This window comes from Rothia sp. QJM3NY_36, assembly GCF_056173115.1.
Genome location: NZ_CM149658.1, coordinates 723270 through 744123 on the forward strand (window position 1 = coordinate 723270; position 20854 = coordinate 744123).

18 protein-coding genes and 1 riboswitch are annotated in these 20854 nt (G+C 72.2%); of the genes, 13 read left to right on the forward strand and 5 right to left on the reverse strand.

Going from position 1 to position 20854, the window contains the following annotated elements:
• The first annotated feature begins 61 nt into the window (after positions 1–61).
• The 4 genes from AC0VXQ_RS03120 (at position 62) to gatB (ending at position 4464) form a co-directional block, all read left to right on the forward strand.
• Positions 62–856, forward strand: a complete 795-nt coding sequence (locus AC0VXQ_RS03120; protein WP_475529118.1) for a transglycosylase family protein — start codon at positions 62–64, stop codon at positions 854–856.
• Between the two features lie 224 nt (positions 857–1080).
• Complete coding sequence (gene gatC / locus AC0VXQ_RS03125) at positions 1081–1377, forward strand: Asp-tRNA(Asn)/Glu-tRNA(Gln) amidotransferase subunit GatC (RefSeq protein WP_055684381.1); 297 nt, start codon at positions 1081–1083, stop codon at positions 1375–1377.
• A gap of 10 nt (positions 1378–1387) precedes the next feature.
• The gene (gatA, locus tag AC0VXQ_RS03130; RefSeq protein ID WP_055684445.1) at positions 1388–2962 is read left to right on the forward strand and encodes an Asp-tRNA(Asn)/Glu-tRNA(Gln) amidotransferase subunit GatA; all 1575 of its coding nucleotides are present in this window, start codon (positions 1388–1390) and stop codon (positions 2960–2962) included.
• Positions 2962–4464, forward strand: coding sequence for an Asp-tRNA(Asn)/Glu-tRNA(Gln) amidotransferase subunit GatB (gene gatB, locus AC0VXQ_RS03135; protein ID WP_055684382.1), 1503 nt, complete (start codon positions 2962–2964; stop codon positions 4462–4464). The genes gatA and gatB overlap by 1 nt, the downstream gene beginning before the upstream one ends.
• Positions 4465–4546: 82 nt before the next feature.
• On the opposite strand, the gene AC0VXQ_RS03140 is transcribed toward gatB, so the two are convergent.
• Genes AC0VXQ_RS03140 through AC0VXQ_RS03150 form a run of 3 tightly spaced genes read right to left on the reverse strand, consistent with a single transcriptional unit; the run spans position 4547 to position 9362 of the window.
• Complete coding sequence (locus tag AC0VXQ_RS03140) at positions 4547–5671, reverse strand: glycosyltransferase family 4 protein (protein ID WP_055684383.1); 1125 nt, start codon at positions 5669–5671, stop codon at positions 4547–4549.
• On the reverse strand, positions 5668–7938 hold the full coding sequence (locus AC0VXQ_RS03145; RefSeq protein ID WP_055684384.1) for a S9 family peptidase: 2271 nt from the start codon (positions 7936–7938) through the stop codon (positions 5668–5670). Before AC0VXQ_RS03145 ends, AC0VXQ_RS03140 begins: the two co-directional genes overlap by 4 nt.
• Positions 7935–9362 carry an amino acid permease gene (locus AC0VXQ_RS03150; protein WP_055684385.1) on the reverse strand — a complete coding sequence of 476 codons (1428 nt, stop codon included), beginning with the start codon at positions 9360–9362 and terminating at the stop codon, positions 7935–7937. The genes AC0VXQ_RS03145 and AC0VXQ_RS03150 overlap by 4 nt, the downstream gene beginning before the upstream one ends.
• Positions 9363–9566: 204 nt before the next feature.
• Positions 9567–9685: riboswitch (SAM riboswitch) on the forward strand.
• A 163-nt stretch (positions 9686–9848) separates the two neighbouring features.
• Between AC0VXQ_RS03150 and AC0VXQ_RS03155 the strand changes: the two genes are divergently transcribed.
• The 4 genes from AC0VXQ_RS03155 to AC0VXQ_RS03170 all read left to right on the forward strand — a co-directional run bounded on the left by AC0VXQ_RS03155 (position 9849) and on the right by AC0VXQ_RS03170 (position 14296).
• On the forward strand, positions 9849–11258 hold the full coding sequence (locus AC0VXQ_RS03155) for a bifunctional o-acetylhomoserine/o-acetylserine sulfhydrylase (RefSeq protein ID WP_055684386.1): 1410 nt from the start codon (positions 9849–9851) through the stop codon (positions 11256–11258).
• Positions 11255–12397, forward strand: coding sequence for a homoserine O-acetyltransferase MetX (metX, locus tag AC0VXQ_RS03160; RefSeq protein WP_055684387.1), 1143 nt, complete (start codon positions 11255–11257; stop codon positions 12395–12397). The genes AC0VXQ_RS03155 and metX overlap by 4 nt, the downstream gene beginning before the upstream one ends.
• Before the next feature lie 120 nt (positions 12398–12517).
• Positions 12518–13180: an alpha/beta hydrolase gene (locus AC0VXQ_RS03165; protein WP_055684446.1), complete on the forward strand. Its 663-nt coding sequence runs from the start codon at positions 12518–12520 to the stop codon at positions 13178–13180.
• Positions 13181–13261: 81 nt separating this feature from the next.
• Positions 13262–14296, forward strand: a complete 1035-nt coding sequence (locus AC0VXQ_RS03170) for a glycosyltransferase family 2 protein (RefSeq protein WP_055684388.1) — start codon at positions 13262–13264, stop codon at positions 14294–14296.
• On the opposite strand, the gene AC0VXQ_RS03175 is transcribed toward AC0VXQ_RS03170, so the two are convergent.
• Positions 14188–14415, reverse strand: a complete 228-nt coding sequence (locus AC0VXQ_RS03175; protein ID WP_081046277.1) for an RNA-binding S4 domain-containing protein — start codon at positions 14413–14415, stop codon at positions 14188–14190. The two genes, AC0VXQ_RS03170 and AC0VXQ_RS03175, sit on opposite strands and share 109 nt — an antisense overlap.
• Positions 14416–14532: 117 nt before the next feature.
• Between AC0VXQ_RS03175 and AC0VXQ_RS03180 the strand changes: the two genes are divergently transcribed.
• The 3 genes from AC0VXQ_RS03180 to AC0VXQ_RS03190 are packed head-to-tail and all read left to right on the forward strand — an operon-like array spanning position 14533 to position 17317.
• Positions 14533–15915: a glycine--tRNA ligase gene (locus AC0VXQ_RS03180; RefSeq protein ID WP_055684389.1), complete on the forward strand. Its 1383-nt coding sequence runs from the start codon at positions 14533–14535 to the stop codon at positions 15913–15915.
• A gap of 30 nt (positions 15916–15945) precedes the next feature.
• Positions 15946–16908, forward strand: coding sequence for a GNAT family N-acetyltransferase (locus AC0VXQ_RS03185; protein WP_055684390.1), 963 nt, complete (start codon positions 15946–15948; stop codon positions 16906–16908).
• A gap of 10 nt (positions 16909–16918) precedes the next feature.
• Complete coding sequence (locus tag AC0VXQ_RS03190) at positions 16919–17317, forward strand: MGMT family protein (protein WP_064724924.1); 399 nt, start codon at positions 16919–16921, stop codon at positions 17315–17317.
• A gap of 9 nt (positions 17318–17326) precedes the next feature.
• Here AC0VXQ_RS03190 and AC0VXQ_RS03195 read toward each other — a convergent pair whose 3' ends face one another.
• Positions 17327–18124, reverse strand: a complete 798-nt coding sequence (locus tag AC0VXQ_RS03195; protein WP_055684391.1) for a glucose 1-dehydrogenase — start codon at positions 18122–18124, stop codon at positions 17327–17329.
• 164 nt (positions 18125–18288) lie between these two features.
• Between AC0VXQ_RS03195 and dusB the strand changes: the two genes are divergently transcribed.
• Complete coding sequence (gene dusB, locus AC0VXQ_RS03200) at positions 18289–19488, forward strand: tRNA dihydrouridine synthase DusB (protein WP_055684392.1); 1200 nt, start codon at positions 18289–18291, stop codon at positions 19486–19488.
• A gap of 2 nt (positions 19489–19490) precedes the next feature.
• Entirely contained in the window at positions 19491–20801 is a 1311-nt protein-coding gene (locus tag AC0VXQ_RS03205) for a deoxyguanosinetriphosphate triphosphohydrolase (protein ID WP_058730350.1), read from the forward strand.
• The last annotated feature ends 53 nt before the right edge of the window (positions 20802–20854 follow it).

Sequence of the window (20854 nt, forward strand, 5' to 3'; positions counted from 1 at the left end):
GGTAGACGACGGCGCGGAGAAGTCCAGGGATGGACGGAGCGCAGGTGGCCCGAGGAGCATCGTGAAGACTACTTCCACCATCCGTCGTAACGTCCGCCGCGGCACCGCCGCCCTCGTCGTCGGCGGCGCCGCCGCCGCGACCCTGTCCATGCCGGCCCACGCTGCGACCGAGGCCCAGTGGGACGCCGTCGCCCAGTGCGAGTCCGGCGGGAACTGGAGCACCTCCACCGGCAACGGCTTCTCCGGCGGTCTGCAGTTCACCGCCTCCACCTGGGCCGCCAACGGCGGCACCGGTGACCCGGCGAACGCCTCCCGCGCCGAGCAGATCCGCGTGGCCGAGAACGTCCTGGCCACCCAGGGCAAGGGCGCCTGGCCCGTGTGCGGCGTCGGCCTGGGTGCCGCCGACACCAGCGGTTCCGCCGCTGGCGCCACCGAGCAGCAGGGCACCTCCGCTGCGCAGACCCAGACCCAGCAGGTCGAGGCCCCCAAGGCTGAGACCCAGGCCCCGGCCCAGGCCCAGCAGGTCGAGGCCCCCAAGGCTGAGACCCAGGCCCCGGCCCAGGCCCAGCAGGTCGAGGCCCCCAAGGCTGAGACCCAGGCCCCGGCCCAGACCGAGCAGGCTGCTCCGGCCCAGACCCAGTACACCGCCCCGGCGCAGACCGAGCAGGCCGCCCCGGCGCAGACCCAGTACACCGCGGCTGCCGGCACCTACACCGTGCAGGCCGGTGACACCCTGTCCGCGATCGCCGCGGCCCACGGCGTGTCCTGGGAGTCCCTGGCCGACGCCAACGCCTCCAGCGTCTCCAACCCCAACCTGATCTACCCGGGTCAGGTTCTGGAGATCCCGGCCGCGTGAAGCGCCTGATCCGCTCCGGCCCCCGCGGCTGAGCGGACGCCGAGTCCGACGCCCCGCCTCCCTCCCGCTCCGGCGGAAGGGGAGCGGGGCGTCGTCGCGTCCCCGGGTGCGCTCCGGCGGACCCGCCCGGGAGGTTAGCCCGCGGCGGCGCTACTAGACTGACCTGCGGGACGCCCGCGCCGGGCGCGGGGTCCCGCACCCACCGAACCCGAGCAGGAGAATCCATGTCTGCGATCACCCGCGAGCAGGTCGCCCACCTGGCCGAGCTGGCGCGCATCGACATGACCGACGAGGAGCTGGACGCGATGTCCCGCGAGCTCGAGGTCATCGTCGAATCCGTGCAGTCCGTGTCCGAGATCGCCCAGGAGGACGTCGCCCCGACCGCCCACCCCATCGCGCTGACCAACGTGCTGCGCGAGGACGTCGTCGGGCCCACCCTGACGCAGGAGGAGGCCCTGTCCGGCGCCCCCGACGCCGAGGACGGCCAGTTCAAGGTGCCCGCGATCCTGGGGGAGGAGTAGCCAGATGCCGATGAGCGCCGCAGACCTCACCACCCTCACCGCCGCCCAGGCCGCTGACCTGCTGGCCGCGGGCGAGATCACCTCCGAGCAGCTGGTGCGCGCCCACCTGGAGCGCATCGAGGCCACCGGCCGGGCCGACGGGCTGAACACCTTCCTGCACGTGGACGCCGAGGGCGCCCTGGCCACGGCCCGCGCCGTGGACGAAGATCGCGCCGCCGGGAAGCCGCTGCACCCGCTGGCCGGCGTCCCCGTGGCCGTGAAGGACAACATCGTCACCACCGGGCAGCCCACGACCGCGGCGTCGAAGATCCTCGACGGGTGGGTCAGCCCCTACGACGCGACCGTCGTCGAGCGGATCCGCCAGGCGCGGATGCCGATCCTGGGCAAGACCAACCTGGACGAGTTCGCGATGGGCTCCTCCACCGAGCACTCCGCCTTCGGCCCGACCCGCAACCCGTGGGCCCTGGACCGGATCCCCGGCGGCTCCGGTGGCGGCGCGGCCGCGGCGGTCGCCGCCCACCAGGCGCCCCTGGCCCTGGGCACGGACACCGGCGGATCCATCCGCCAGCCGGCCTCAGTGACCGGCTCCGTGGGGGTGCACCCCACCTACGGATCGGTCTCCCGCTACGGGGCGATCGCGATGGCCTCCTCCCTGGACCAGATCGGCCCGCACGCGCGCACCGTGCTGGATGCGGCCCTGCTGCACGAGCTGATCGCCGGACACGACCCCAAGGACTCCACCTCCCTGCCGGATGAGGTCGGGGACTTCGCCGCCCAGGCCCGCGCCGGGGCCGCCGAAGGCGGGATCCGGGGGATGCGCATCGGCGTCATCCGCCAGCTGCAGCAGGCCGAGGGCATCCAGCCCGGGGTCGCCGCCCGCGTGGCCGACGCCCTGGAGGCGCTGCGTGAGGCCGGGGCGGAGATCGTGGAGATCGACATGCCGCACTACCGCTACGCCCTGGGGGCGTACTACCTGCTGATGTCCTCGGAGGTCTCCTCCAACCTCGCCAAGTACGACGGCGTGCGCTGGGGCCTGCGCGTGGAGCCCGAGGAGGGCCCCGTGACCATCGAGCGGGTCATGGCCGCGACCCGGGCCGCCGGCTTCGGCCCGGAGGTCAAGCGCCGCATCATCCTGGGCACCTACGCCCTGTCCGCCGGGTACTACGACGCCTACTACGGCTCCGCCCAGAAAGCCCGCACCCGCATCATCGAGGACTTCACCGCGGCCTTCGAGCAGGCCGACGTGCTGCTGGCCCCGACCTCCCCGACCACGGCCTTCCGCTTCGGGGAGAAGACCGACGACCCGCTGTCCATGTACCTGTCCGACATCGCGACGATCCCGATCAACCTGGCCGGGGTCCCCGCGATCTCCGTCCCGGCGGGGCTGTCCGAGGACGACGGCCTGCCGGTGGGCGTGCAGTTCATCGCCCCGGTGCGCGAGGACGCCCGCATGTACCGTGCCGCGGCCGGCCTGGAGGCCGCCCTGGAGAAGGCCTGGGGGGCTCCGCTGCTGCAGCGCCGCCCGGCCGTGGAAGACCTGCTCGCCGCCTCGGGTGAGGCCGACGCCGAAGGAGTGTCCGAGTGATGACCGATGAGCTGATGGACTTCGATCAGGCCCTGGAGGCCTACGACCCGGTGCTCGGCTTCGAGGTGCACGTGGAGCTGAACACCGCCACCAAGATGTTCGACTGGGCGCCCAACGCCTTCGGCGACGTGCCCAACACCAACACCAGCCCGGTCTCCCTGGGCCTGCCCGGGGTGCTGCCCAGCGTGAACAAGCAGGCCGTGGAGTCCGCGATCAGGCTGGGTCTGGCCCTGGGCTGCGACATCGCCGAGGTCACCGAGTTCTCCCGGAAGAACTACTTCTACCCGGACACCCCGAAGAACTTCCAGACCTCCCAGTTTGACAAGCCGATCTGCGAGAACGGCGCGCTGGACGTGGAGCTGGAGGACGGCACGGTGTTCACCGTGCAGATCGAGCGCGCCCACATGGAGGACGACGCCGGCAAGCTCGGGCACCACGGCGGGGCCGGACGCATCCAGGGCGCCCAGTACTCCCTGGTGGACTACAACCGGGCCGGGGTGCCGCTGATCGAGATCGTGACCCGCCCGATCACCGGGGCCGGCAAGCGCGCCCCCGAGCTGGCGCGGGCCTACGTGGCCGCGATCCGGGAGATCGTCAAGAACCTGGGGATCTCGGATGCCCGCATGGAGCGCGGCAACGTCCGCTGCGACGCCAACGTGTCCCTGATGCCCAAGGGCGCCGAGACGTTCGGCACCCGCACGGAGACGAAGAACGTCAACTCCCTGCGCTCGGTGGAGCGGGCCGTGCGCTACGAGATCCAGCGTCACGCCGCGGTGCTGGCCGCCGGCGGGTCCATCCTGCAGGAGACCCGCATGTGGCACGAGGACACCCGCTCCACGACTTCGGGACGCCCGAAGTCCGACGCGGACGACTACCGCTACTTCCCGGAGCCGGATCTGGTGCCGATCGTGCCGGACCGGGCCTGGGTGGAGCGGCTGCGGGCGGAGCTGCCGGAGCCTCCCGCGCAGCGGCGCAAGCGGCTCAAGGAGCAGTGGGGCTACTCGGACGAGGAGTTCCGCGACGTCGTCAACGCCGGGGTGCTCGAGGAGATCGAGCAGACCGTGGCCGCCGGGGCCAGCCCGGCCGTGGCGCGCAAGTGGTGGATGGGCGAGATCGCCCGCCTGGCCAAGCAGCGCGAGGTGGAGCCCGGCGAGCTGGGGGCCACCCCCGCCACCGTGGTGGAGCTGAACGGGCTGATCGAGGACGGCAAGATCAACGACAAGATCGCCCGGAAGGTCCTCGAGCACGTCCTGGCCGGGGAGGGCACCCCGGCCGAGGTCGTGGAGGCCCGCGGCCTGGCCGTCGTCTCGGACGACTCCGCCCTGGGGGCGGCCGTGGATGAGGCGCTGGCGGCGATGCCGGAGGTCGCGGAGAAGATCCGCGGCGGCAAGGTCCAGGCGGCCGGTGCGGTGGTCGGGCAGGTCATGAAGGCCACCCGCGGCCAGGCCGACGCCGCCCGCGTGCGCGAGCTGATCCTGGAGAAGCTCGGCGTGCAGGGCTAGCCCCCGACACCGGGAGACCGCTTGAGGGGCCGGGCGAGGCAGGGCGGGACCCTGCGGCGCCCGGCCCCTCGCGCATCTGGGCTCAGCGGCGCAGCAGCCGCAGCCAGTGCTCCACCACGGCCTGCGGGTCGTGGGTGCGGGCCTGCTCCAGGGCCGCGGCGGACAGCTCCCGCCAGGCGGTCTCCTCCTGGCCCATGGCGTCGGCCAGGGTCCGGGTGAAGGCTCCGGGCGAGTCCTCGCTGAGGAAGCCCGCCGCCCGGGCGGTGGCCGCCACCGCCTCGGAGGACGGCGTGCACACCACGGGCACGCCGCGGGCCATGGCCTCGGCCAGGACCATCGGGGTGCCCTCGAAGGCCGAGGCCAGGGCGAGCAGCCCGGCGGCATCGTAGACCTCGGCCAGGTCTGCGGTGGGCACCTCCCCGCGGAATCGGATCCGCTGCCCGTGCTCCAGGCCCGCGGTCAGCCGCTCCAGTGCGGCCCGCTCCGGGCCGTCTCCGACGACCTCCAGCTCCCAGCCCGGGTGCCGGGAGGCCGCGGCGTCGAAGGCGCGCAGCACCCAGTCCACCCGCTTCTCCGGGGCCAGCCGCGCCACGCACACCACCCGGGTGGGGCGTCGGGTACGCGGGGTCTGGGCCACCGGGACGGCCACGGGATTGGGGATGGACCCCACCGGGCGCCCGTAGGCCGCGGCGAAGCGGCGGGCCTCCTGCTCGTTCAGCGCCAGGAACTCCTCGCACACCGCACCCGCTCGGCGCAGGATCGCATCCCCGCGCACCCGCCAGGCGGAGTCGAAGCGACTGTGAAACTGCATCACGCTCAGCGGGCGCCGGGAGCGCGGGCGCAGTCGGTGGGCTGCGCTCAGACCCGGCAGCAGCTCGGCCGCGGTGGTCTCATTCATCATCACCAGGGCATCGCGCGGGCCCAGCGAGGCCAGGAAGACCCGCCGTCGCAGTCCGGCCGCCAGCCGAACCCACCGGGAGGCGGACCCCGGCACCGCGAAGCAGCGCACCGGACCCGGGGTGGGCGCCGGGCCGCTCGGCGGCTCGTGAGAGAGGTACTCGACCCTCAGGCCGCTCTCGCGCAGCCGCGGGGCGAGCACCCGCAGGAGGGTCTCCACCCCGCCGAAGCGCCCGACGGCGTCCTCGGCGAACACCACCCGGCGGATCGGCGGCGGAGCCTTCCGCTCCGATCCCGGCACGCGGCTCACGCGCCGGACCCGCCCTGTTCCCGGAGCCTGTCTGCGGCCGCGTCGTCGTGGACGGGTTCGGCCTCGGCCAGACCCAGGCAGCCCAGCAGGAAGGCGTACTCCCAGGCGGTGTCCTCCCAGCGCTGGTACCGGCCGGAGCCGCCGCCGTGGCCGCCGTCCATCTCCGTGCGCAGCAGCACCGGCGCCCCGGAGGTGCTGGCCTCCCGCAGGGCCGGCACCCACTTGGCCGGCTCCACGTACAGCACACGGGTGTCGTTCAGGCTCGTGATCGCGGCGATCGGGGGATACGGCAGGGCGGCCACGTTCTCGTACGGCGCGTACCCCCGCATGTACCGGTACACCCGCTCGTCCTCGATGGGGTTGCCCCACTCCTCCCACTCCAGGGCGGACAGCGGCAGCTGCGGATCGGAGATCGAGGTGACCGGGTCCACGAAGGGCACCACCGCCAGGATCCCCGCGTACTTCCGGGGAGCCAGGTTGGCCACCGCCCCCATCAGCAGGCCCCCGGCGGACCCTCCCTCGGCCACGATCCGGGCGGCATCCGCCCACGGCTGGGCCGCCAGGTGGTCCGTCACGGCGATGAAGTCCGTGAACGTGTTCCGCTTCGCCAGCTTCTTCCCGTCCGTGTACCAGGCCCGACCCAGCTCGCCGCCGCCGCGCACGTGGGCGACGACGTAGATCACGCCGCGATCCAGCAGGGACAGCCGCGGGATGGAGAAGTACGGGTCCATGCTGGCCTCGTAGGAGCCGTACCCGTACTGCAGCACCGGGTGCTCCGCGTCGAGGTCCAGGTCCGCCCGGTGCATGACGGAGACGGGGATGCGGGTCCCGTCGGGGGCCTCTGCCCAGTCCCGGTACGCCGTGTAGTCCCGCGCGTCGAAGCCGCCGAGCACGGGCTGCTCCCGGCGCAGCAGCAGCCGCCGCCCCTGGGGCAGGTAGTCGTACACCCGCGAGGGGGTGGTCCAGGAGGTGACGGCCAGGCGCACCACGGGCGAGCGGACCGAGCAGTGCGACAGGCTCGCGGTGAACAGCTGCTCGTCGAAGGCCGGGAAGAACGGCTCGGGGACGACGCCGCCGCGCAGCGCCGCCGCGATCTCGCTCAGCGGCAGGAACCCGACCTGGCTGATGGTCTCCTGACGCAGCCCCACGACGGCGTGGCCCGCGCCCAGGGCCACCGCCTCCACCCGACGCCCGGGCTGCGGGGCCAGCAGCGCGGTCCAGGCCCGGCGCAGCCGCTCGATGCGGCCCGACGCCGCCCGGGCGGCCTCCCGGTCCAGGACCACCAGCTGGCCGTCCGGGGCGGCGTCGTCGAGCACCAGGAGCACCGCCGGGACGCCCTCCAGCTCCACCGGGTCCGCGCTGGCCAGCACCCGGGCCCCGCGGTCCAGGAGCAGCCAGGGGTCCGCCGGCTCGGCGGCGTCCAGCTCGGCCAGCTCCAGCAGGCGGATTTCGGTGGTCTCGGAGTGCCCGGATTCGAAGATCAGGTGGGTCTCATCGGAGCTCAGGCCGCAGCCCAGCCACATCGTCGGGTCCTGCTCGGCCAGCAGGCTCAGATCCGCCTCCACGGGGGTCCCGATCCGGTGGGCCCGGATCTCACACGGGCGCCAGGACTCATCCACGAGGGTGTAGATCAGCCAGCGTCCATCCGGGGTCAGGAAGCCCCCGGCGAAGACCTCCTCCAGCCGGTCTGCCAGCAGCTGCCCGGTGCGCAGATCCTTCACGTACTGGGTGTAGCGCTCATCCCCGGAGGCATCCACGGAGTAGGTCAGCAGGTTCCCGGTCCGGTCCCGGGAGAAGGAGCCCAGGGCGAAGAACGGTACGGACTCGGACAGCTCCTGCGCATCCAGCACGGTCTGCTCCCCGGGCAGGGTCTCACCGGGCCGGATGACCGGCGGCTCCCACGCCTCGGGATCCCGCTCGTCGCCGACGGCGGGCACCCGGCAGTACACGGGGTGATCGTGGCCCTCGGTGGTGCGGGCGAACCACCACCAGGCGCCGTCGCGCACGGGCACGGTCAGGTCCGTCTCCTGCACGCGCTCGCGGATCTCCCGGAACAGGCGGGTGCGCAGCCCGGCCAGCGGGGCGGTCACGGCCTCGGCGTAGGCATTCTCCGCCTCCAGCTGGGCGCGCACCCGCGGCTCCTCCTTGGCCCGCAGCCACTCGTAGGGGTCCTCGAAGGCGTCCCCGTGCAGGGTGCGCACGGTGGGTTCCTGCGGGGTGCTCGGGGGTTCGGCGTCGCCCCAGACGGGGGAGGGAGTCTGGCTCATCCCTCCACTGTAGGGGCAGGGGAGGGCCCGGCCCCACCGCCGCGGCGGCGCACCAGCGGGTACACCGCGGCCAGCAGGACGCACCAGATGACCCCCACGTACAGGGCCACCCGGGTGTCCTCGAAGAAGGCCAGCAGCACCACCACGCCCACCATGAACGCCAGGGCCAGCCAGGAGGCCAGCGGCCACAGCGGGGTGGGGAAGGCCGTGGCGGTCCCCTCGGCGCGCATCCGGCGTTTGAAGGCCAGGTGGGTCAGCAGGATCATCACCCACACCTGCACCGTGGCGAAGGTGGCCAGGGAGGCGACGATCAGGAACGCGTTCTCGAAGAAGTGGTTGACCAGCACCCCGACCACCAGCACCAGGATCATCGCCAGGACCGTGAACAGCGGGATCCCGCGGGAGGAGACCCGGGCGAAGGCCCGCGGCGCCTGACCGCGCTCGGCCAGGCCGAACAGCATCCGCCCCGCCCCGTAGATGTCCGCGTTGATGGCGGAGACCGCGGCGGTGAGGACCACGAAGTTCAGGATGTGCGCGGCCGCCGGGACGCCCAGGGCGGAGAAGATCTGCACGAACGGCGAGGAATCGCCGTCGATGGCCGACCACGGCGTCAGGGACATGATCACGCCCATGGTCAGCACGTAGAACAGCAGGATGCGCACCGGCACCGTGTTCACCGCCCGGGGGATGGACACCTCCGGGTGCTGGGCCTCACCGGCGGTGATCCCGATGGTCTCCACCCCGCCGAAGGCGAACATGACCACCGTGAAGCAGGCGAGGAACCCGGCCAGGCCGTTCGGGAAGAAGCCGCCCTGATCCCACAGATTGGCCACCGTGGAGGGCTGGACCGGATCCAGCTGCACGCCGAAGACCAGCAGGGCAGCACCCCCGACGATCATCGCGACGATCGCGGAGATCTTGATGATGCTGAACCAGAACTCCGCCTCCCCGAAGACCTTGACCTTCCCCAGGTTCACCGCCGCCAGCAGCAGCAGCACCGCGGTGATCCACACCCAGCTGGGGGTGCCCGGGAACCAGAACCGCATGTACAGGGCGACCGCCGTCACATCGGCCACCGCGACCAGCGCCATCTCGAAGGCGTAGGACCAGCCCGTGACGAACCCGGCCCACGGGCCCAGGTACAGGTGCGCGTACTCGGAGAACGCCCCCGCCACCGGATGGGCCAGGGCCATCTCGCCCATCGCCCGCATGACCATGAACACCGCGGCCCCGCCGATCACGTAGGCCAGCAGCACGGAGGGCCCGGCGAAGCCGATCGCGGAGGCCGAGCCGAGGAACAAGCCCGTGCCGATCGCAGAGCCGAGCGCGATGAAGCGGATGTGGCGCAGGGTCAGCCCCCGCTGCAGGGTGGTCGGATCCGCGGCGTCGGCGGGGGACGGCGAGGGGAGGCTGGTACCGGACATGGAGTTCCTCATCGGACGACGAAAGCGGTGCGTGGGCGCGCGGCGCACCGGAGGATGCGGACAGTCCGCCCCCGGCCCGTCCTCGCGCACCGTTCCACCCTAGAGGACGTCGCGGCGGCGTCACACGCGTCACGATCCGTCATCCGCGGACCCATTCGCCGCCGTCCTTGACCGGCGCCGGACGGGGGAGCAGGGTTGATGCCAGGTCACGAGAGCCAGCGACAAGCCCCAGCTAGCTGGCCGGCAACCCTCCCACCGCGGTGGGGTGCCCTGGGTGAGGACCTGGCCGCACCGCCGACCGGCGGACGCGGCAAGCGCGGGCGCACGAGTGCCCGGGAGGTCGCCGACAGACCTCCGCGCACGCCGAGAGGCTGCTCCCCGGTGAACCAGCGGGTTCCGGGTCGAGAGGCAGTGCGCGGGCTCCCACCGGTGATGTCCTCCCGTGTGCGACGTCGTCGCCCCTGACACAGAAGCGCAGGAGCAACCATGACCGAGAACACCACCCTCCCGACCCCCTCCGCCCCGCAGGGCTGGGGATTCGACACCCGCCAGATCCACGCCGGGCAGGAGCCCGACGCCGCGACCGGCGCCCGGGCGCTGCCCGTCTACCAGACCACCTCCTTCGTCTTCCCCGACGCCGAGACCGCGGCCAACCGCTTCGGCCTCAAGGAGCTGGGCCCCATCTACAGCCGCCTGACCAACCCCACCCAGGAGGTCGTGGAGAACCGCATCGCCTCCCTGGAGGGCGGGGTCGGGGCGCTGCTGGTCTCCTCCGGGCAGGCCGCGATCACCCTCGCGCTGCTCAACGTGGCCCAGGCCGGGGACCACATCGTGGCCAGCCCCAGCCTGTACGGCGGCACCTACAACCTGCTCAAGCACACCCTGGCCGCCTACGGCATCGAGACCACCTTCGTGGAGGACTTCTCCGACCCGGAGGCCTGGCGTGCGGCCGTGCGCCCCAACACCAAGGCCTTCTACGGGGAGACCGTCCCGAACCCGCGCAGCGACGTCCTGGACATCGAGGCGCTCGCGGCGGTGGCCCACGACTCCGGGGTGCCGCTGATCGTGGACAACACGGTGCCCACCCCGTACCTGATCCGGCCCATCGAGTGGGGTGCCGACGTCGTCGTGCACTCGGCGACCAAGTACCTCGGCGGGCACGGCAACTCCATCGGCGGGGCGATCGTGGATGCCGGCAGGTTCGACTACGGCCGGGACCCGGAGCGCTACCCGCAGTTCAACACCCCGGATCCCAGCTACCACGGGCTGGTCTTCGCGGAGGACCTCGGGGAGAAGGGCGTGTTCGGCGTGAACCTGTCCTACATCCTGCGGGCCCGGGTGACCCTGCTGCGGGACCTGGGCTGCTCGATCTCCCCGACCAACGCCTTCAACATCTCCGTGGGCATCGAGACGCTGTCCCTGCGGGTCCAGCGCCACGTGGACAACGCCCAGAAGGTGGCCGAATGGCTGCAGGCCCGTCCCGAGGTCACGAAGGTGCACTACGCCGGTCTGCCCTCCTCCCCGTGGTACGAGCTGGGACGCAAGTACGGCCCGCAGGGCGTGGGTGCTGTGGTCGGCTTCGAGATCGACGGCGGCTCCCCGGCGGCCCAGCGGTTCGTGGACTCCCTGGTGCTGCACTCCAACGTCGCGAACATCGGGGACGTGCGCTCGCTGGTGATCCACCCGGCCTCCACGACCCACTCCCAGCTGTCCGAAGATGAGCTGCGCGCGGCCGGGGTGGCCCCCGGGTTCGTGCGGCTGGCCGTGGGCATCGAGGACATCCGGGACATCCTCGCGGACCTGGAGCACGGCTTCGAGCGGATCGCCGAGGCCCGTGAGACGGGTGCCGTCGAGGGGGCCGCGCAGGACGCGCGGGCCCCGGAGCCGGCGGCGTGACCGCGGTGGCAGCACCCGTCGGGACCCGGGCCGAGGGTGTGGTGCGCACCCTCGGCCTTGGGCCCCTGGCCCTGGAGAGCGGGCAGGTGCTGCCCGCTGCGTCCCTGGCCTACGAGACGTGGGGCGAGCTCGCCCCGGACGCCTCGAACGCGGTGCTGGTGCTGCACGCCCTGACCGGGGACACCCACGCCGCCGCCGGGCGGGTGGGACCGGAGGCCCCCGAGCAGACCCGGCTGGCCGCGAGCCGGCCGGGCTGGTGGGAGGGCCTGATCGGGCCGGGGCGCGCCATCGACACGGACCGGTACTTCGTGGTGTGCCCCAATATGCTCGGCGGCTGCGACGGCTCCACGGGCCCGTGCTCGCCGGGCCCGGACGGGAGGATCTGGGGTTCCCGCTTCCCGCGGGCGAGCCTGCGCGACGCCGTCGCGGCCGAGGCCCTGCTCGCCGATGCCTTGGGCATCGACCGGTGGCACCTGGTGGTGGGCGGGTCCCTGGGCGGTTGCCGGGCCGCGGAGTGGGCGGTGAGCTTCCCGGAGCGGGTGCGGGCCTGCGCCGTCGTCGCGGCCGGTCCCGCGGCCACCGCCGAGCAGATCGCGTGGGGCCACGCCCAGGCTCTGGCCATTCGGCAGGATCCGGAGTTCCGCGACGGCGACTACCCCCTCGGGGCGGGTCCGGTGCGAGGCCTGGAGCTGGCCCGGCGCATCGCCCACATCACCTACCGCTCACCTGCCGAGCTGGACCGTCGCTTCGGGCGCCGCGGGCAGGAGGGCACGGAAGAGGACCGGGCGGTGCACGGGCGCGGGCGGTACCGGGTGGAGAGCTACCTGGACCACCAGGGCCGGCAATTGGCCCGCCGCTTCGACGCCAACGCGTACCTGGGGCTGACGGAGGCCCTGCTCGGGCATGACCTGGGACGGGGCCGGGGCGGGCTGCGGGCGGGCTTGGCCCGCACCACCTGCCGGTGGACCGTGGCCGCGGTGGATTCGGATCGGCTGTTCCACCCGGAGCAGTCCGAGCTGCTGGCGGCCAGCCTGCCCCGCCCGGTGCGGGTGCGCCGGATCGCCTCGACCCGCGGGCACGACGGCTTCCTCACGGAGACGCAGCAGCTGGGGAGGATCCTCACCGAGACCGTCTTGTGACCACCCCTCCTGCACCCCCTGCGCAGAACCGGAGATGCGTGACATTCCCGGAGCTGACGTCTCCCGTGATGCCGCGCATCTCCAGTTCTGCGGGTGCGGAGGGCGGATAGCATGGTGGGCATGAGCTTCGACCCCGTCGTGGAGTACTCCCGCCCCGAGGCCGAGCGCGCCGGCACCCACCTGGTGCTGATGCTGCACGGCTACGGCTCGAATGAGCGGGACCTGATGAGCATGGTCCCGTCCCTGCCCGGCGAGGGCTTCACCTACGCCGCGATGCGCGCCCCGCAGCCCTGTGGCCCCGGATTCCAGTGGTTCCCGCTGACGGGGACGCCCGGGGAGCGGATCGGCGTGGACGAGCAGGGGCTGCGCGAGGCGGCCGAGGGCCTGGTCGCCTGGATCGAGGAGCACCGGGAGCCCTACGCCGGGGTCATCCTGCTGGGCTTCTCCCAGGGCATGGCCGTGGCCTCCTCCGCGGTGCGCCACCGGCCCGGGATCGCCCGGGCCCTCGTCGGCCTGTCCGGCTTCGTCCCGTCCCTGCCGGAGGACTTCGCTCACGACGCCGCCCTGGCGCAGGTCCGCCCTCGGCTGCCCGTCTTCTACGGCCGGGATCAGCAGGACCCGGTGATCCCGGAGCCGATGGTCGCCGAGACCCTGGGCTGGCTGCGAGAGCACGCGGAGGTCACCAAGGTGCTCTACGCGGGGATGGGGCACAGCGTGTGCCCGCAGGAGATCGGGCACGTGGGGGAGTTCCTGCGCCACGTGGCACGGGAGGCTGAGGCATGAGCTGTCTCGCCGTGCCCAGTTGCGCGGGCCGAGCGACGCGAGATGAGCTGCGACATAGAGGACATAGAGAGGATCGCTTAGATGACTGCTGATGATCGGGGGAGGGACCTCGCCGACATCGAAGTCTCCGTCATCATCCCGGCCTACAACGCCCAGGCGGAGTTGCCCTGCCAGCTGGCCGCCCTGCGGGATCAGGACTCCGACCTTCCGTACGAGGTGATCGTGGCGGACAACGGCTCCACGGATGGGACCGCGGATGTGACTGAGACCTTCGCCGCCGCGGATCCGCGGTTCCGGTGGGTGGATGCCTCCCGGGGGCGCGGACCGGCCGTGGCCCGCAACGTCGGGGTGGAAGCGGCGCACGGTCGATTTCTGCTGTTCTGCGACGCCGACGATATCGTGACGCCGGCCTTCGTGCGCCTGATGAGTGACGTGCTGCGCAGCCACGAGTTCGCCTCCGGCGCGGGGTCCCTACGGGCCTTCGACGGAATGGAGGGGATCTGCCCGGCGTCGGCGGTGCTGCGTGAGGTGGAGCGCACCGAGCCTGCCGGGGTCGCCCTGCGCTTCGCAGGCCTGCCCATGGCGATGGGGTGCAGCTTCGGCGCCCGGGCGGAGACCTTCACCGCCGTAGGCGGATTCGACGAGTCGTTCACACGGGCGGGTGAGGATTACGAGCTGTGCCTGCGCCTGCATGAGGCACACGCCAGCATGGGCTACGCCGAGCAGCTGTGCATCCACAAACGGCCCCGTTCCAGCTCTTCGAAGCTGATGACCCAGCAGTATCGCTGGAGCGCGGACGGGCAACGGGTGATGGCCGCTCACCCGATCGCGCATCCCCATCGGCTCTCCATCCAGGCGCATGTGCGATCCGTCGGGACATCGGTGCTGGGCATGCTCTGCCTGGACGAGAGTCGATGGGGAACGGCGTCAGCAGCTGAGCTCCGCCCTGGGAAGCAGTCTCGGCAACTTCGTCGGCAGAATCCGCTACCGGAATCAGGACTGAGGGCTCAGGCCTCCTTCTCCAGCCGCACCGCCCGCCCGGAGAATTCGATGACGTCGCCGGGGTGCAGCTGGCGTCCCCGCTCGGTCACGGTCCGGCCGTTGACGCTGACGTAGCCCTCGGTGATCACGGTGCGGGCCTGTTGGCCGTCCTCCACCAGGTTGGCCAGCTTCATCGCCTGGCCGAGGCGGATCATGTCGTCGCGGATGCTCAGCGGCTCGGGATCGGTGCTCATCCCTCGGAGTCTACCGAGCCCGACGCCGCCCGGTAGTCTGGTGGGCAGACGCCCGACCGCGCCGGGCGGCGTCGTGCTGCCCGGCGCGTCCATGCTTTCCACGGAAGGACCCCATTCATGGCACCCAAGTCCACGCTGGACAACGTCATCGCGCTGGCCAAGCGCCGCGGATTCGTGTTCCAGGCCGGTGAGATCTACGGCGGCTCCCGCTCCGCCTGGGACTACGGCCCGCTGGGTGCGGAGCTGAAGGAGAACATCCGGCAGCTGTGGTGGCAGCACTTCGTCCGTTCCCGGGCGGACATGGTCGGCCTGGACTCCTCCATCATCCTGCCCAAGGCCGTGTGGGAGGCCTCCGGGCACGTGGAGACCTTCACCGACCCGCTGGTGGAGTGCCGCTCCTGCCACCACCGCGCCCGCCAGGACCACCTGATCGAGGCCTACGAGGAGAAGAAGGGCCACGCCCCCGAGAACGGGATGGCCGACATCGCCTGCCCCAACTGCGGGACCCGCGGCCAGTGGACCGAGCCGCAGCAGTTCTCCGGCCTGATGAAGACCTACCTGGGAGCCGTGGACAACGAGGAGGGCCTGCACTTCCTGCGCCCGGAGACCGCCCAGGGCATCTTCGTGAACTTCAACAACGTGCTCACCGCCTCCCGCAAGCGCCCGCCCTTCGGCATCGGGCAGATCGGCAAGGCCTTCCGCAACGAGATCACCCCCGGCAACTTCATCTTCCGCACCCGCGAGTTCGAGCAGATGGAGATCGAGTACTTCGTCCACCCCGACGACGCCCCGCAGCACTTCGACCGGTGGGTTGAGGACTGCTGGAACTGGTTCACGGATCTCGGCATCGACCCCGCCAACATGCGGAAGTTCGACGTGCCGGAGGAGGACCGGGCGCACTACTCCGCCGGGACCATCGACATCGAGTACCGCTTCGGCTTCCAGGGCGGCGAGTGGGGCGAGCTGATGGGCGTGGCCAACCGCACCGACTACGACCTCGGCGTGCACAACGCCCACTCCAACGCCCGCCTGGAGTACTTCGACCAGGGCAGCGGGCAGCGCTACGTCCCCTACGTCATCGAGCCCTCCTTCGGTCTGACCCGCTCCATGATGGCCTTCCTCGTGGACGCCTACACCGAGGACGAGGCGCCCAACACCAAGGGCGGGGTGGACGTGCGCACCGTGCTGAAGCTGGACCCGCGCCTGGCCCCGGTCAAGGCCGCGGTGCTGCCGCTGTCCAAGAAGCCGGAGCTGACCCCGGTCGCGGAGAAGCTCGCCGCGGATCTGCGCACCGCCTGGAACGTCGACTACGACACCTCCGGGGCGATCGGGCGCCGCTACCGCCGCCAGGATGAGATCGGCACCCCGTTCTGCATCACCGTGGACTTCGACACCCTCGAGGACCAGGCCGTGACCATCCGCGAGCGGGACACCATGGCCCAGGAGCGGGTCGGACTGGACCAGGTGAAGTCCTGGCTGGCCGGCCGGCTGATCAAGTAGCACCCACCACCGCGCACCGCGAGGAGCACCATGTCCGAGTACACCCTGCGCCCCTGGCGCGACGGCGACGACCTCGAGCTCATGCAGCTGTGGCCGGACGCGGAGAACGTGCAGGCCTCCGTGTTCCGCGCCAAGCTGGGCCCGGACGCGGACCAGCCGTGGCAGCGCAGCGTCGTCGTCGAGCACCAGGGGGTGCCCGTGGCGGCCGGCACCGTCTACGAGACCTCGCTGCACTCCCAGCGGCTGTGGTGCTACGTGGAGGTGGCCCCGGATCACCGGCGCGCCGGCCTGGCCGCGCGGATCCTGGAGCGGCTGCGCGAACACGCCGAGTCCGCCCCCAGCGGGGTCACCGCCCTGCGCACCAAGGTGGTCCCGGGCAGCCCCGGGGCGGCCTTCGCCCAGTGGGCCGGCCTCGGCTCGATCCAGCGCAGCCGGATGGTCCGCGTGGAGCCCGGAGCCCTGCCCCCGCAGCCGCTGCGCGAGGATGAGGCCGGGCGCCCCACCCAGGCCGTGGAGGACCTGGCCACCGGCTCGCTGGAGCTGACCCGCGCCCTGTGGGACTTCTACGTGCGGGTGCACCAGTGGGACCCGCCGGCCGAGCAGTCCCTGGGCCGGGTCAACCGGCTGTTCCTCTCGGATGAGGCCGAGGCCTTCGGCGCCGTCGTGCTGCGGGAGGACGTGCTCGAGGCCGAGCGGGAGGGTCGCAAGGCGCCGATCGCGGCCTTCGCGATCAGCTACCGCTCCTTGGACGCCGACGCCCCGGGGCGGGAGGTCTCCGATGACGAGGCCACCGAGGTGCTGCTGGGCTACGACCCGGATCGGACCGGGGTGGGGGAGGACCTCGTGCAGCTGATCGCGCTGCTGGTCAACCAGTACCCGATCGTCATCGAGGTGGACGACGCCATGACCACCCTCGTCGAGCTCGTCGACGCCCTGATCCAGCGCGGCTCCGCCTCCGTGGAGGAGGAGACCCTGGTGCTCGCGGACCGGTAGGTCCGGCACGATGGATGACCTGCGGGTCGAGCGCATCCTGCGCGCGGTGGAATGCGTGCCCCGCGGCCGGGCCGCCACCTACGGGCTGATCGGGAACGTCGTGGGGGAGGTGCCGCGGGTGGTCGGCTGGACGATGCACGCCTGGGGCTCGGAGCAGTGCTGGTGGCGCATCGTCAACGCCGCCGGCACGATCCCCGGCCACGCCGCCCGTGCCCTGCCGCACTGGCGGGAGGAGGGTCTGCTCGCCTCATCCGCTTCCGGGGTGCCGGGGGCCGACGTCGATCCGGGTGCGGCGCGGGTGGATCTTCCCCGGGTCCTGATGGAGCGGGAGTCGCTGGAGCGCGCCTGGGGGGAGGCCACCGCGGACCTGCCGAGCCTCGAGCAGATCCCCGGCGGCCCCCGCCGGTGAGGTAACGACCTACAGCATCGCCTGCGGCCAGGTGTAGGCCATGACCCCGCCGTCCACGGTGAGGGTCTGACCGGTGATGAAGGAGGCGTCCGAGGAGCCCAGGAATGCCACGGCCGCGCCGATCTCCGAGGGGTCGCCCAGGCGACGCAGCGGCGTCACCCGCGTCTGATCCTCGCGGAACTTCCGGCCCTCGGCCTCGTCCTCGGAGCCGGCCAGCTTGTCGATCAGCGGGGTCTCGATGGTCCCGGGGCACACGGCGTTGGCGCGGATGCCCTGCTCGCCGTAGTCCACGGCGGTGGCGCGGGTGAAGTTCACGACGCCGCCCTTGGCTGCGTTGTACCCGGAGCGGTCGAAGTCCGCGGCCAGCCCGGAGAAGGAGGCCATGTTCACGATCGCCGGGTCCTCGGCGTCGAACATCAGGGGCACCAGGTGCTTGGTCATCAGGAAGGTGCCCTTCAGATCCACCGCGATGATCCGATCGAACAGCTCGGTGGGGTACTCGTGCACCTTGCCGCCGCGCGAATCCACCCCGGCGTTGTTCACCAGCACGTGCACCGGCCCGTCCTCCCCGAGGGTCCGGGCCAGTTCCTGGACCGCGGCCTCATCTGCCACGTCCACCAGGTGCAGGCCCACCTGGGCCTGCGGGCTCTGTCCGTGCACGGCGGCCTGGGTGCCGGTGAGCCCCTCCCGGTCGATGTCCACCAGCTCCAGGCGGGCGCCCTCGGCGGCCAGGCGCTGGGCGATGGCCTGCCCCAGGCCGGTCGCGGCACCGGTGATCACGGCTCGACGGTTCTCATAGCGCTGCATGCGTCCTCCTTCGGCACCGGGGCAGGACGCGCCCCGGCTCGAGGTCCTCTGTGCGGGGCCCGGCGCGGCGCCGGGCTCATCCCTTCCACAGTAAGCACGGGGTCGCGGAGCGCCCCAGGGGCGGGCGCGGATTTCCTGCGGAGGGCGAAACACCCTGTGACACAATGACGGACGTGACCGCACCAGCTCCGACCCTCCAGACCACCCCCACGACGAGGCTCAGCCTGCCCCCGTTGCAGCTGGGCCAGCTCACCGTGGACGTGCCCGTGGTGCTGGCGCCCATGGCCGGGGTCACCAACCGGGCCTTCCGTCGGCTGTGCCGGGACTACGGCGGCGGACTGTACGTGACCGAGATGGTCACCGCCCGCGCCCTGGTGGAGCGACGCCCCGAGTCCCTGCGCATCATCGAGCACGACGACGACGAGGAGATCCGCTCCATCCAGATCTACGGAGTGGACGCCGTCAACGTCGGCAAGGCCGTGCGGATGGTCGCGGAGGAGGATCGGGCTGATCACATCGACCTGAACTTCGGCTGCCCCGTCCCCAAGGTCACGAAGAACGGCGGCGGCTCCGCCCTGCCGTGGAAGCGGGACCTCTTCGAGGCGATCGTGACCACTGCCGTGCGGGAGGCCTCCCGGGCGCAGATCCCGGTGACCGTGAAGATGCGCAAGGGCATCGACGAGGACCACCTGACCTTCCTGGACGCCGCTAAGACCGCCCGGGACGCCGGGGTCGCCGCGATCGCCCTGCACGGGCGCACCGCGGCCCAGCACTACTCCGGTCAGGCGGACTGGGACGCGATCGCCGAGCTGCGCGAGGCCATCCCGGACGTGCCCGTGCTGGGCAACGGGGACATCTTCTCCGCCGAGGACGCGGCCCGGATGGTCGAGCAGACCGGGGTGGACGGCGTCGTCGTCGGGCGCGGCTGCCAGGGCCGCCCCTGGCTGTTCGGGGACCTGCAGAACGCCTTCGAGGGCAGCCCGGAGCGCTTCCGCCCCGGCGTCGCGGAGGTCGCGGACATCATCCACCGGCACGCGCAGCTGCTCGTGGAGACCTTCGGGGACGAGCAGCGCGGGATGCGCGAGATCCGCAAGCACGTGGCCTGGTACTTCCACGGCTACCCGGTGGGCGGGCAGCTGCGCGCCCAGATGGCGCAGGTGGCGACCCTGGAGCAGTTCCGCGAGCTGCTGGACCAGCTGGACTTGTCCCTGCCCTATCCGGGGGCGGCCGTGGAGGGTCCGCGGGGCCGGGCCGGCTCCCCGAAGAAGCCCCACCTTCCTGACGGCTGGCTGGATTCCCGGATCCTGGGCGACGCCGAGCGCCTGGGCCTGGCCGACGCCGAACTCGACATCTCCGGAGGGTGAGCATGGCTGATCCGCACCTCGTGCGCCCGGAAACCCCCGGGTACACCGCCGACGACGCCCGGCGGTGGGTTCCGGAGGAGCACCGCAGTCTGTACCGCAGCGACTTCGAACGGGACCGGGCGCGCGTGCTGCACTCCTCGGCCCTGCGCCGCCTGGGCTTCAAGACCCAGGTGGTCTCCCCGAACTCGGATGACTTCGTGCGCACCCGGCTGACCCACTCCCTCGAAGTCGCGCAGGTGGGCCGGGAGGTGGGCCGGATGATCGGGTGCGACCCCGACGTCGTGGACGCGGCCTGCCTGTCCCACGACCTCGGGCACCCGCCCTTCGGGCACAACGGGGAGGCGGCGCTGGACGCGATCGCCGAGGACGCCGGCGGCTTCGAGGGCAATGCCCAGACCCTGCGTCTGCTCACCCGCCTGGAACCCAAGGTCATCGGACCGGACGGCGTCTCGGCCGGACTGAACCTGACCCGCGCCAGCCTGGACGCCGCCTGCAAGTACCCCTGGACCCGGGCGGAGGCCCCCGTGAAGAAGGGCGCCCGGTCCCGCAAATTCGGGGTCTACGAGGATGACCTGCCGGTGTTCGCGTGGCTGCGCGAGGGCGCCCCGGCGGGGACCAAGTGCCTCGAGGCGCAGGTCATGGACCTGGCCGATGACATCTCCTACTCGGTGCACGACGTCGAGGACGCCGTGTTCGCCGGTCACGTGCAGCTGGGCTGGATGTCCCGGCCGGCCGAGCGGGAGCGGGTGATCCTGTGGACCCGCCGCTGGTACACCCCGGACCGGGACCCGGAGGAGCTGGACGCGGCGCTGCGGCGGCTGGAGGCCCTGCCCGAGTGGCTGCCGGACATGATCGGCACCCGGGCGTCGATGGCGGCCCTGAAGGCCCTGACCAGCCGGCTGATCGGCCGGTTCAGCGGAGCGGCGCTGGCGGCGACCCGCGCCGAGTTCGGCGACGGGCGCCTGACCCGCTACGCCGCGCAGATCCGGGTGCCGCGGGAGACGGAGAACGAGATCGCCGTGATGAAGGGCATCGCCACCGCCTACGTCATGGCCGTGCGGGACCAGGAGCCGCTGTATGAGAACCAGCGGGAGATCCTCACCGTGCTGGTGGAGGCCCTGCTGGAGACCGACGGGCTCTTCCTGGATCCGGTGTTCGCCGCGGACTGGCGGGAGCTGGGCCCGACCGACGACGCCGCCCGGCTGCGCCTGGCCGTGGACCAGGTGGCCTCCCTGACGGATTCCTCCGCGGTGCGCCTGCACGATCGGATCACCGGGCTGTCCTGGCGGATCGGGGACAAGCCGCTCTGGTGAGACCGGCGGGGATGTGCCTCGATTCGGCCGACTGTGGAATTCGGGAGGGACTC

What these genes read in the sequence shown, in the direction of transcription:
- AC0VXQ_RS03205 (WP_058730350.1), top strand. Translation starts at nt 19,491, where the DNA reads ATGGCTGATCCGCACCTCGTGCGCCCGGAAACCCCCGGGTACACCGCC.
- AC0VXQ_RS03150 (WP_055684385.1), bottom strand. Translation starts at nt 9,362, where the DNA reads ATGTCCGGTACCAGCCTCCCCTCGCCGTCCCCCGCCGACGCCGCGGAT.
- dusB (WP_055684392.1), top strand. Translation starts at nt 18,289, where the DNA reads ATGACGGACGTGACCGCACCAGCTCCGACCCTCCAGACCACCCCCACG.
- AC0VXQ_RS03190 (WP_064724924.1), top strand. Translation starts at nt 16,919, where the DNA reads ATGGATGACCTGCGGGTCGAGCGCATCCTGCGCGCGGTGGAATGCGTG.
- gatA (WP_055684445.1), top strand. Translation starts at nt 1,388, where the DNA reads ATGAGCGCCGCAGACCTCACCACCCTCACCGCCGCCCAGGCCGCTGAC.
- AC0VXQ_RS03180 (WP_055684389.1), top strand. Translation starts at nt 14,533, where the DNA reads ATGGCACCCAAGTCCACGCTGGACAACGTCATCGCGCTGGCCAAGCGC.
- AC0VXQ_RS03195 (WP_055684391.1), bottom strand. Translation starts at nt 18,124, where the DNA reads ATGCAGCGCTATGAGAACCGTCGAGCCGTGATCACCGGTGCCGCGACC.
- AC0VXQ_RS03175 (WP_081046277.1), bottom strand. Translation starts at nt 14,415, where the DNA reads ATGAGCACCGATCCCGAGCCGCTGAGCATCCGCGACGACATGATCCGC.
- AC0VXQ_RS03170 (WP_055684388.1), top strand. Translation starts at nt 13,262, where the DNA reads ATGACTGCTGATGATCGGGGGAGGGACCTCGCCGACATCGAAGTCTCC.
- gatC (WP_055684381.1), top strand. Translation starts at nt 1,081, where the DNA reads ATGTCTGCGATCACCCGCGAGCAGGTCGCCCACCTGGCCGAGCTGGCG.
- AC0VXQ_RS03155 (WP_055684386.1), top strand. Translation starts at nt 9,849, where the DNA reads ATGACCGAGAACACCACCCTCCCGACCCCCTCCGCCCCGCAGGGCTGG.
- gatB (WP_055684382.1), top strand. Translation starts at nt 2,962, where the DNA reads ATGACCGATGAGCTGATGGACTTCGATCAGGCCCTGGAGGCCTACGAC.
- AC0VXQ_RS03145 (WP_055684384.1), bottom strand. Translation starts at nt 7,938, where the DNA reads ATGAGCCAGACTCCCTCCCCCGTCTGGGGCGACGCCGAACCCCCGAGC.
- AC0VXQ_RS03185 (WP_055684390.1), top strand. Translation starts at nt 15,946, where the DNA reads ATGTCCGAGTACACCCTGCGCCCCTGGCGCGACGGCGACGACCTCGAG.
- AC0VXQ_RS03165 (WP_055684446.1), top strand. Translation starts at nt 12,518, where the DNA reads ATGAGCTTCGACCCCGTCGTGGAGTACTCCCGCCCCGAGGCCGAGCGC.